5 protein-coding genes and 3 pseudogenes are annotated in these 11,402 nt (G+C 58.4%); 4 read left to right on the plus strand and 4 right to left on the minus strand.

Features of this window, described 5'->3' with window-relative positions:
• Positions 1–154: 154 nt before the first annotated feature.
• Positions 155–1,112 (minus strand): annotated as a pseudogene (locus BB934_RS08585) (IS630 family transposase).
• 88 nt (positions 1,113–1,200) lie between these two features.
• On the opposite strand from BB934_RS08585, the gene BB934_RS08590 reads away from it, so the two are divergent.
• The gene (locus BB934_RS08590) at positions 1,201–1,884 is read left to right on the plus strand and encodes a helix-turn-helix domain-containing protein (RefSeq protein WP_099509257.1); all 684 of its coding nucleotides are present in this window, start codon (positions 1,201–1,203) and stop codon (positions 1,882–1,884) included.
• Between the two features lie 829 nt (positions 1,885–2,713).
• Complete coding sequence (locus BB934_RS08595) at positions 2,714–2,938, plus strand: hypothetical protein (RefSeq protein WP_099509258.1); 225 nt, start codon at positions 2,714–2,716, stop codon at positions 2,936–2,938.
• A gap of 159 nt (positions 2,939–3,097) precedes the next feature.
• On the opposite strand, the gene BB934_RS08600 is transcribed toward BB934_RS08595, so the two are convergent.
• From BB934_RS08600 to BB934_RS08610, 3 genes and pseudogenes are all read right to left on the minus strand, one after another.
• A complete protein-coding gene (locus BB934_RS08600) occupies positions 3,098–5,146 on the minus strand; it encodes an acyltransferase family protein (RefSeq protein ID WP_157934090.1) in 2,049 nt (682 codons plus the stop codon).
• Positions 5,147–5,561: 415 nt separating this feature from the next.
• Positions 5,562–6,519, minus strand: a pseudogene (locus BB934_RS08605) (IS630 family transposase).
• Between the two features lie 162 nt (positions 6,520–6,681).
• Complete coding sequence (locus BB934_RS08610; RefSeq protein WP_237050040.1) at positions 6,682–7,950, minus strand: IS701 family transposase; 1,269 nt, start codon at positions 7,948–7,950, stop codon at positions 6,682–6,684.
• Positions 7,951–8,891: 941 nt separating this feature from the next.
• Between BB934_RS08610 and BB934_RS08615 the strand changes: the two genes are divergently transcribed.
• Both BB934_RS08615 and BB934_RS50875 read left to right on the plus strand, forming a co-directional pair.
• Positions 8,892–10,535, plus strand: a complete 1,644-nt coding sequence (locus BB934_RS08615) for a calcium-binding protein (RefSeq protein ID WP_157934091.1) — start codon at positions 8,892–8,894, stop codon at positions 10,533–10,535.
• A gap of 638 nt (positions 10,536–11,173) precedes the next feature.
• A pseudogene (locus BB934_RS50875) lies at positions 11,174–11,398 on the plus strand (polysaccharide biosynthesis/export family protein); the annotation flags it as partial.
• Positions 11,399–11,402: the final 4 nt, after the last annotated feature.

The following is an 11,402-nucleotide window of genomic DNA, read 5'->3' on the forward strand; positions in this document are numbered from 1 at the left end:
CGTTCAGACGGGCGGCAAAACGGCATCGTTGTGCGTCTTAAGTATCGGCACGCACCGCGCACGAGCGATTATGGCCCGCTTCCGATCAAGAGCTAGAGCATCCGGCTCAAAAGTGGACCCACTTGCGCGTCCGATGCGCTAGAGCATCGGACGGTTAAACGGACGCATATCCGGCAGCCTTAAGGTAGTTCCAGCACTCTTGTGGTTCGAACAGGTTGCAGATCTCACCGAGCGCTCGCCAGAGCGCGTCGAACGTTCGGGCCTCGGCCTTGCGCAAGTGCGCTTTGATCTTGGCAAAGGCCTGTTCAATTGGATTAAGATCAGGCGAATAAGCAGGTAAAAACAGGAACCAGGCTCCGCGTTGCTTCAGACACTGAGCGGCCTTCTCGCTCTTGTGGACAGCCAGGTTGTCGAGAATCACCACATCGCCTTTGCGCAGCGTCGGCGCGAGCTGCGTCTCAATGTAAGCCTCGAACGCCAACCGGGTGATCGGGCCATCGATGATCCACGGCGCGCACAACTCGTTGCACCGTAGCCCAGCCAGAAAGGTATGGGTTTTCCAGTGTCCAAAGGGAGCTTTCATGCGTAGGCGCTGGCCCCTGCGGCTCCGCCCGCGCAGGCGCGTCATCTTGGTGTTGACATACGTCTCGTCCAGGAACACCAGCCGGTGCGTCTCCTGGCGCATGCGCGGCTGGCGCTGGGCATGCCAGACCCGGCGCTCATCCCGCACATCGGCGCGTGCGCACTCCGCCGCCATCAGGCATTTTTTTATATGAGAAGCCGTGCCGGCACAGGAAGCGCGAGAGCATCGCGGGAGCCGCAACGATCCCATGCTCAGTCAGCAGCCTTGCGGCCAGCTCGGGCATGGTGATGGCCGGCTCGGCCTCGACCGTCTGGATCAAGAAGCTCTCATAGGGCACCAGCTTGCCGCGTCCGGGCGGACGGCCTTGCCGGGCCGGTGCCGGCGAGCCGAACCGCCGCTTCCGCTGCACCAGCTTGATGGCGAAACTCTCGCTGACGTCAAAGTGCTGGGCTGCCGCCCGGCAGGAATGACCTGCATCGACAAAGTCGGCGACGCGCACCCGCAGATCCAGGGAATAGCAATGACCCATAATCCACCTCCCAGTCCAGGCAGTGAATCACAGCTCGGCCTCGCACAGAAGCCAGGAGTCTCATTTCCGGTCCGAGGCTCTAGGGGCCGTGCTCGATGGAGCAGCGGCCGAACGATGCCCCACACCGGTACGCCGACAATCCCGCCTGAAAGGCCGCTGCGAAGGCGTTTTCTGGAGGCGAACCGACCGGCAAGAAGTACGCCGGATCACGCTTGCCGCCCGTCGCTACGAGCTGGTGACGCGACAACCAGGCGCACGAAGCGGAGCGCTTGGTTTTGTCGCTTTAGAGGTGCTGGAATATCTGGCGAACCTCGTTGACTACAAAACCGGCCGTCTCGATCCCGCGATTGAAACGCTGATGAGCCGTCTTAGACGCTCGAGGGACGCCATCGTCAGGGCCCTAAAAGCTTTACGCACCCATGGCTTTCTGGATTGGCTACGCCGGTACGTGCCGACCGGCAACGAGGGCAGGGGGCCGCAGGTTCAGCAGACCAGCAACGCTTATCGGCTTTCCCTGCCTGCAAGAGCGCTAAGGCTTCTTGGACGGTTTGGCCAGCCTTCACCCTTGCCGGATGATTTCGACGCTACCCAGCAGCGACGGACGGCCGGATATGACGCCTACCGCGCCAGCCTTTCCCCTGTTGAGCTTGTTGCTGAGACAATCGAAGACCCCGCCTTGCGGGCCGTTCTGACTCGTCTTGGTCAAGGTGTTGAACGTGAGTCCGGCAGGCGGACTGAATCCCAATCTAAGTTTCTATTCTATAGGGATTAAGGCGGAATCGGCCTTCGGCCGATGAGTTTTGTTTCATTCCCGAAGCCGCCAGCATACCGCCGTGCTCGCTCTGTCAACGGCTTCGCCGTCCTTCGCTTCGCTACGGCCCTGCGGGTGACTGTCGCTGCGTCAGGCGGTGCATGGATTGCATCGGGACGGAGAACATCGTTCCGCGCTTCGCGCGGGTTCGATGCTCGCCGCAGGCGAGCATCGAACAGAGAACACGCTTAGAAAGGAAAATAGCTATAGCCCTACAGTTCTACAATTCTATACGGCTACCGATTCACACGCAGAGATTATTGGAACGAGCGGGCGAAGGCCCGCGCCGCCGATCAGGAGAAAACGCCCGCGATCGCGCGGACCAAGGACAGAGATTTTGACAGAGACAGATAACTAGCCTTCAACTCATATCGAGTTCGAAAGGTTCACCTGCCTACACTTTTTTAAGCAAGTAAACAGCATCATTTGAGTATTTATGGTAGGGAGTGTCATTTATTTTCTCCCCCTATGATATATATTGTCCGATGATTTTATATTAATTCCAGAAACGCGCGTTACCTCGTCAATTAATCTGTTTGCAACATGCCATGTGTCGCCTCCGAGAGCCTTCGCGAGCTGCGTAGCACTCAATGGGTGGTGCGCCGATGCTGCCGAATAGTCCTTGATATTAGCTATACCAAAAAGCTCAGCGGTTTCGAGCGAGCTGGCCGCAAAATGGACTTCCTCCGAGCGACGTTGGGCAGGGAAGCGGCCGCGAATCTGAAGCGCGTGGATGATCGTCTGCGGGTCACGAGCTATACCTTCGTAAGCGACTTTGGGAGAAGAAGTGATGACACCGCAGGAATTGCTACGGCACGATGCAGAGATGGTTGACGTAAGCACAGGCAAGAATCTACGCCTTATCGCCGCCGATCAGGTCGACGCGCTGGTGGATGCGGTAAGGGCGCTGCAATGGCGGTCTGCCGAAAGGGACAACATGGAGTCCTCTTTTGCGACATGGCAGCTAGACGACCTTCGCGCCGCCCTCGTGCCCTTCACGAAGGGAAAGGGATGAGCGAGACGCGAGAGAGGGTAGCACGCGCTATGGCGGAAGGGACCAACGGCGGCATGTCATCTATTTCGTGGAGCCGCTTGATCTCGCCAAGCCGACGGGCCGAGAGCAATTCATTCAGGTAGAGACGGGTCGGTATGGCGTTCCCTGCGTTTCCCGAGGCTATCCGCCCACCGACTTTGCTCGACGGCCCTCTATCTCGACAAGTGCCGGGTTCATATCGTCCATAAGTCCGGGGGCCAATGTTCGAGCGTACGTCGCGCTTATGTGGTGCTTGTCATAAAACATCATGATGTTCCCAGTGACAGGGTAGCACCACTTTTCGTCACAGAAGTGGTCGTTTAAGTCGAGCAGCGTGAGGTTTACGAGACTGGCGTTTGCAGCGGCCGGATCGGTTGTAGCTAATCGGCTTGAACGCGGCCTGAAGCACCTTGTCGTGTTAGTGCCGTAGCGCTCCACGCATTCAGAAACATTAAATTCCATCCAAGGTGTGTCTCGTATCGCAATGACCTTGATGCCTGCCGCCGTAAGCTTCTGCATATGCTCAAGCCAGCCCGGCGGAATGACTTCAATTCCGTGTTGCGCACGGGTCGACGTCGTAAAAATCGCATCGGGCTTAGTCTCGAGAAGTCGAGACATGACGTTCTCGTTCCACTTTTTGCACGAAGCTTCCTGTCTGGAATCTTCGTTTGCTTCTTTGGCGACAAACAGACAGCTGCTCTTCGTATAAGTCACAATTTTCCAATCTCGGTTCTTCAATCCCTCGATGAGAGTTGGAAGCCAATGAGCGGAGTGTGAGCCGCCGACCACTGCAATCGTGTGGGACGCCGCCTTGTTGCCATACACACAAGATAAAGGAGCAGTTCCCGACAGCGTCTGATGACAGATGCCGTCCGCGTGAGCCGCAAGGAGATCCTTGCGAGCCCACAAGGGTCCAGGAACCAGGGCTGCAGTAATTGCGCTGCGGTTAGCACGATCGAAAGCCTCCGCGCCTGGGTGAGTGCCGTCGCGCAAATCCATTGCGCGTTCTTTCGCAATCCAGGAAGCTTCGGCACCGTACCAAGTCACGCTAATCACCATGGCGACGGCAACCGCAGTGGCAACTGCCGGGAACGACCAAGTGACGTTCCGACCTCGTTCTGTCTTCCATTGCCCTCCGTCTTCAACGATCCAGGTGCTGATAGCCGCTAACACGATCGAAAGCCCGAACACTGCCGCACCACCTACGATCCCAGCGTGCGTCACATCGAAAATGATCAGGTAAAAGATTAGAATAGGCCAGTGCCACAGGTAGAGTGCGTACGAGATCTTGCCAACGTAGCCGAAGAGGCTCCAACTCAGGATGCGATCGGCTGCAAAGCGCGACTGGGTCTGGCCTGCGATGATAATCAGCGCTGCACCGCACGTTGGCCAGAGCGCCGCATACCCGGGGAACACCGTCGATACGTTCAGGAGCACGCCGCAGCTCAGGACAGCAGCCAAACCCAGCCAGCCAAAGCCAATTCGAACCGCCAGCGGGAGTCGCAGCTCTGGCAGGACGATCGCTACAAGACCGCCTAGGGCAAATTCCCAAACGCGGGCGAATGTGCTGAAGTAAGCAAAAGCTTGATCCTTTTGTGTAATGTAAACAGAATATGCCAGTGACCCTGCCAGCATGAGAACCAGAGGTGCAGCAATAGATATATTTATACGCCCGAGACGCAGAGGTTGGATTTTAGCGAGTACGAGAAACGACAGCCCGAATATCAGATAAAACTGCCATTGTATCGAAAGAGCCCAAAAATGTTGAAAAGGACTTGCGGCATCTTCTCGGTCTAAGTAGTCGATTGCCGAGTATGCAAGCTTCCAGTTCTCTATGTTGAGAGTGGATGCTGCGCTTTCGAGAATAATCGCGTGCCATCGTGTATGTGGAAGAAGAAGGAATGCAAGTATCATAATGGAGATTGTAACCAGCATTGCCATAGGCAACAACCGGGACATCAATCCAGTCGCGAAGCGTCTTAGATCGACGGTCTGGGTGCGGTCTGCTTGATTGTACAAGGAGCCAAGGATAAGAAAACCTGAAATCACGAAAAATACGTCTATCCCACCGGACACCTTCTCAATCCAAATGTGATAAGAGGCGACTAGAATGGCTCCAATGGCTCTAAGCCCCTGGATTTCAGGGCGGAATTTTCTTGCTGGCAGGTTAGTCTGAACAGAACGATCCACTATGTCCTCGCGAATTCTACAGCAATCCCACTAAGTGTAATTCAATCACATCCGCAGGGAACGCGCGACCATTGCGGTTTCGATTAAGCTCTCAAGGGACCTCGACTCCGTGTTCGACGCTCCCTTTTTCTACTCGATACCCGATTGTAGTTTTGGATTGCGGGTGATCCCATCCTGGACCCTCTCCCACCTGAAACCATATCGATACACGCAATCAGGACACGCAGTATTGCGTTCACCGCCCACGAGACAGCACCTTGGGCCGTGACGTTCTACGGCTCATAAAGGCTGGGTGCATAAATCAAGATTTATGCACGAGTTTTCCGGCCCTGCAATCTCAATGACTTGCATGGTGCAAAAGTCAGGTGCAAAATCGTTGCATGATTGGCTATGCCCGCGTTAGAGCATCGGACGGTTAAACGGACGCATATCCGGCAGCCTTAAGGTAGTTCCAGCACTCTTGTGGTTCGAACAGGTTGCAGATCTCACCGAGCGCTCGCCAGAGCGCGTCGAACGTTCGGGCCTCGGCCTTGCGCAAGTGCGCTTTGATCTTGGCAAAGGCCTGTTCAATTGGATTAAGATCAGGCGAATAAGCAGGTAAAAACAGGAACCAGGCTCCGCGTTGCTTCAGACACTGAGCGGCCTTCTCGCTCTTGTGGACAGCCAGGTTGTCGAGAATCACCACATCGCCTTTGCGCAGCGTCGGCGCGAGCTGCGTCTCAATGTAAGCCTCGAACGCCAACCGGGTGATCGGGCCATCGATGATCCACGGCGCGCACAACTCGTTGCACCGTAGCCCAGCCAGAAAGGTATGGGTTTTCCAGTGTCCAAAGGGAGCTTTCATGCGTAGGCGCTGGCCCCTGCGGCTCCGCCCGCGCAGGCGCGTCATCTTGGTGTTGACATACGTCTCGTCCAGGAACACCAGCCGGTGCGTCTCCTGGCGCATGCGCGGCTGGCGCTGGGCATGCCAGACCCGGCGCTCATCCCGCACATCGGCGCGTGCGCACTCCGCCGCCATCAGGCATTTTTTTATATGAGAAGCCGTGCCGGCACAGGAAGCGCGAGAGCATCGCGGGAGCCGCAACGATCCCATGCTCAGTCAGCAGCCTTGCGGCCAGCTCGGGCATGGTGATGGCCGGCTCGGCCTCGACCGTCTGGATCAAGAAGCTCTCATAGGGCACCAGCTTGCCGCGTCCGGGCGGACGGCCTTGCCGGGCCGGTGCCGGCGAGCCGAACCGCCGCTTCCGCTGCACCAGCTTGATGGCGAAACTCTCGCTGACGTCAAAGTGCTGGGCTGCCGCCCGGCAGGAATGACCTGCATCGACAAAGTCGGCGACGCGCACCCGCAGATCCAGGGAATAGCAATGACCCATAATCCACCTCCCAGTCCAGGCAGTGAATCACAGCTCGGCCTCGCACAGAAGCCAGGAGTCTCATTTCCGGTCCGAGGCTCTAGCACTACAGTTGCACCTTTCGTTTGCGATGTGAGGCTTGCGCCATGGCCTGATGCGCTCGTCGCCACGCGGACCAGGCGATCACGAAGGCAGGCTCGATCCGGCGCTGCTGGAGACGTGTGGCGACCCGGCGGATTTCCTGGACAGACCAGCATACCAGCGCTGCAGTCGGGCTTCGTCGTTTCGTTTTTGGGGTGAGGTAAGGCGGTTGGCGTGCTCACGCACCACCGTCATCATGGCAAACGCCAGCATCACCAGCGACACATGCCGATGCCAACCGTGCCACGAACGCGTCTCATTGTGCGTCAGCCCCAACTCCGTCTTCGCGGTCTCGAACGCATCCTCAATCGCCCAGCGCTGGCCCTCCACCCGCACCAGGGTCTCCATCGGTGTGCCGGCCGGGCACCAGGTTGAGAAGAACGCCAGATCCTGATCGCTGATGCTGCGCCGGATCAGCAGGCCGCGCGTCCACAGGCCGGTCAGCGCCTCGTTGAATTCCTCGGCCTCGAGATCGGCCAACGCGACATAGGCCCAATCATACAGGCGCGGCCCCTTGGTGCCGATCCCGGCCGACAGACGCTGCCAGGTCTTGGGAGCAAGCCCCTGTGCAATCGTCGCGGCCGTGCCGGCCACCGGCGGGCTCTTGTCCCAGGAATTGAAGCGGTCTGTGGCTTGAACGCCCAGCACGTAACCCTTGCCAGCTCGGCGCAGCTGCATGGCCAGGGCCCCATAGATGGTGTCGGTGGCCACCCACTCAAACGGTACGCCGGCCGCCAGGGCCCGCTCGATCATCGCGGCGGCGATCTGCGGCTTGGTGACGAAGCGGATCGCATCGGGCACGTGAGCCGTGGCCAGGCGCTCGGGCTTCGTCGTCCAGTCCTTGGGCAGATAGAGCTGGCGGTCGATCAAGGCGCAGCCCTTGTCCGACGCGTAAGCGGCAAACACGCCGATCTGGCAGCTGGCAATCTTGCCGGCTGACCCAGTGTACTGGCGTCCCACCCCGCACGAGTTCTGCCCCTGCTTGAGAAAGCCGGTCTCATCGATCACCAGTACCGCTCCGGGAGAGGCGAGCGTCTCGAGCGCATAGTCGCGCACCATGTCCCGCAAAGCATCCGCGTCCCAGTGGCTGCGCCCGAGCACCGCCTGCTGGCGCCATGGTCCCGGATCACCGGCGGCTTCCGCCCGCATCCAGCCGGTCTTGCGCCGCTCCGGCCCGAGCAGACCGTCGAGGAAGGCGGCCGCAGAGGCCGCGACACTGGGATGAGCAAACTGGAGTTTGAGATCAGCTTTGACCTGACGCAACTCCACACACCAGAGTTCGAGCATCTGCTCGATGGCCACGCCTGACATGGCAGCCTCCTGTATCAGATCAGGAGGTAATTAGGGCGCCTGTGCAGCGTGCAACTGTAGTGCTAGGCCGGAACTCCACGGCATGGGGTCTGACTTGATTCACGTCGAGGAACTCGACGATCGGGACCACCTCCCCGTCAAAGGCTTGCAGGGAGGCACGGCGGCGGCAACGAGGACTGAGGCTGGCCGTGTAAGGTCCCTGCTTGGAGCGCATCCAGGTCAGGCTCGGCGCGAACACGCGGCCAATCTAAATTAGCCAGTGCGTCCGTTAGGCCACCGACCTGGATCAGCAAGCGCTTGCTTTGTCGCAGGAAGGACGACTTCATGGCCATACTGGACGGTGGAGGAGAATTATCCTGCCTGATCTTGACTTCTCTCCGCCCCGCTCACCGCCACACCATGCGACCGCTTCCGCGAATGTGGAAATAGCTTTCGGTGCCGTCCGTCCTCTTGGCTATGGAGATCGCTTGCGTCGAGCAACCAATTGGGGCGAAAGCGGCGCTGAGGAGAGCGCCGGTGACGGGCCTAAATTCAGATTGGTGCAAGACTGAAGACCGCAATGGCGAGTAAGAGCGGCCATGCGACCCAGCGGAAGAAAGTCCTGGACGACACCCCGGTCGATTTAGCAGATCGTGAGGGATCATGCATGCTCTTTTGTACGTGCGATGTCGCGTGCGCGGACAGCGGAACCTGCAGGGCGCGCCGTCTATGCCGCGCCAAAAGAGCGCATCGTCTGGCGCGGCCCGAAGTAGCTTGGCATTAATAGTCCTGTGATTCACCTTGTTCGTTGCCAGAACATTATAAGCATACGTCGGACATATTCCGCGCCGGCATCTGCGTTCTGCGCAATTTCATGACGATCATGCGGCTCTTCTTTGGAGGCCGTACGCATTTGGCCGACTAAGGCATGTCCTGCCGAGGTCGCACGGAAAGGTTTTGCTTTGACGACTTTGTATATTTCTCCAACCGGATCCGGCACCAAGGATGGTTCCTCCTGGGCCAACGCAGGCACGATTTCCAGCCTATCGAGCTTTATCGCCAAGGCCGGCTCGAATGGAGAGGTTCTTCTACGCGCCGACCAGGGTGCCTATCAGGTGACCGGTCAGACAACGATCAGGACCGGTGGCGAAGCAGGAGCCCCCGTCACCGTCCGCGGGGTGGACGCGACCGGCAAGAGCATGAATGCGCAGTTCGTCGGCACGCGGGCGACCGACTGGTCAACGGGCAAACCCGAAGGATCGGAAGTCTTCCGTCTCCTGGCCGGCGCCGACCACCTCAAATTCCAGAACATGGCGTTCGAGAACATCGGCAACGGCGCCTTCCGGATCGGCGCCGACATCAAGGATCTCACCCTCGAGCACATGCAGGCGAACAATGTGAGGCGTTTCCTTGAGGATACCATCTCGAGCGGATACGCGAGCGCCAGTGTCGATGGACTCACGGTGAGAGACGTGAACATCGACAAGTTCTCGCAGAATGCAATCAAGCTCAGGTACGACAGCCGCAACATTCTCATCGAGGGTGTCACTGGAAACGGTGACGCGAACACACCCGAGAAGTACGTGCAAGGCATCGCGCTCGATGACACGGCACACAATGTCGTCTTCAGAAACGTGGTGATGCGGGGCAGCAACGCACGTGGGTCCAGCACCGAGTACTGGAACGGCGACGGCTTCACGACAGAATCCGGCAATTATAATATTCGTTTCGAGAACACGGTGGCATCAGGCAACACGGATGCCGGCTATGATCTCAAATCCAGCGATACGGTGCTCATCAATACAATTGCGGAGGGCAACAACCGCAATTACCGCTTCTGGAGCACCTCGATCGCCATGGAAGGCGGGCAGAGCCGGGATCCCTACTATTTCGGCGGCAGTGCCTCGACCGATCATATCTGGCTGGCCGAAGGTGCTCATGCGAGAATCAGCGGCGGCTCCATCCTGGACCAGAATGCCAGCGTAACGGTGTTCGATCTGTGGAAGACCGGCGCGATCCTGGAGGTCAATGGCACGACGATCACCACAAGCGGGAAGTTGTCCGGACTGGGATCCAACTCCCAGGTTCTCATGACCACGACCACCGCTCCCGAGGAGGCACCGCCCCCTGCCCTGCAGACCATCATGGGCACGGCGGGGCATGACGTGCTGAGCGGCGGCGCAAGCAGCGATACGATCAACGGCCTGGCAGGCAACGATACGCTGTCCGGCGGGGCAGGAAGCGACAGGCTGACTGGCGGCGCCGGTCAGGACGTGCTCTCCGGCGGCAGCGGGCGGGACTCATTCTGCTTCAATGCGGTGAGCGAGTCGGGATCATCGAAGACCGTCGACACGATAAAGGACTTTGTGCTCGGTGAAGACAAGATTGACTATTCGTTGATCGACGCGAATACGAAGAGCGTGGGCAATCAGTCCTTCGTGTTCATCGGCGACGCCAAGTTCAGCAAGGCAGCCGGTGAGTTGCGCGCCTTCAGCGTCAACGGCATCACGGAAGTCCACGGCGACGTGAATGGAGACAGCCAGGTCGACATCTGCGTCAAGCTGAGCGGCATCCTCCGCCTGAGCGCCCAGGATTTCATCCTGTAGCGCATCGTGAGACCGAACGGCCGCACGATGCTCGGCCATGACACAGGCATTCGGGAGTGTTCCTAATCGTGGTCCACTTTTGGGACACATTCCGATGCTCTCATTGAGGTCGAGGATGCGAACGATCCGCCGGCGCTACAACATGACGGCGGATCGTTATGCTGACTTTACTTTGGAGGAGCCATATCTCTCTTTAGGGTTGCCGCATGTTTTGTGGCGAACCGGGTTGGGTTCGTCCTCAAAATGAAGCATTGATATGCGACAGGATCTGTCATGCTGTCCCGTCTTAAGAGACCAGTCGTCTCAAGATGTTCTCCGGGGGTTGACAATCGATGGTACAGGGTGTCATCTGACCGAGCAGTTCGGCCCGGATTTTCTTTCGAATACATTGCTTATTGTTAAATCAGTACGTTGTGTCACGAGTGGCCGGACTTCATTGACTCACAACTAGATCCGGATAACCAAAGCGTACTTATCTCGGGCGCAGCCCGTGAATGGCATATACCCATAGCCCCGCGTAGCGTAAATCGTATCGGGAAGCAGCAGGACGGAGATGCGCTCTCGTTTTTGATCGAGCAAAGGCCGAAGTCATGCGCTTCGAAATCTCAACATTCTGCGGTTTGCTCTGCGCGCTTGGGATGACCGCCCTCCCGATCCGCGCGACGGCTGACGATTATCGTCTCGGCCCACAGGACAAATTGCGCATCAAGGTTGTTGAATGGCGGGCCGGAAGCGCCGAGTACTTCGATTGGGCGGTCTTCGCCAACGAATATGCCATCAGTGCCTCTGGGACCGTCTCCTTGCCGCTCATCGGGAGTCTGCCCGCAACAGGAAGGACGACGGAGGAGTTCGCGGCGTCCGTTGCCG

The organism is Microvirga ossetica (genome assembly GCF_002741015.1).
GTDB lineage: Bacteria > Pseudomonadota > Alphaproteobacteria > Rhizobiales > Beijerinckiaceae > Microvirga > Microvirga ossetica.

Bases quoted from the DNA above. Each gene is read 5' to 3' on its own strand.
- BB934_RS08595 (WP_099509258.1), top strand. From the start codon at position 2,714: ATGACACCGCAGGAATTGCTACGGCACGATGCAGAGATGGTTGACGTA.
- BB934_RS08610 (WP_237050040.1), bottom strand. From the start codon at position 7,950: ATGTCAGGCGTGGCCATCGAGCAGATGCTCGAACTCTGGTGTGTGGAG.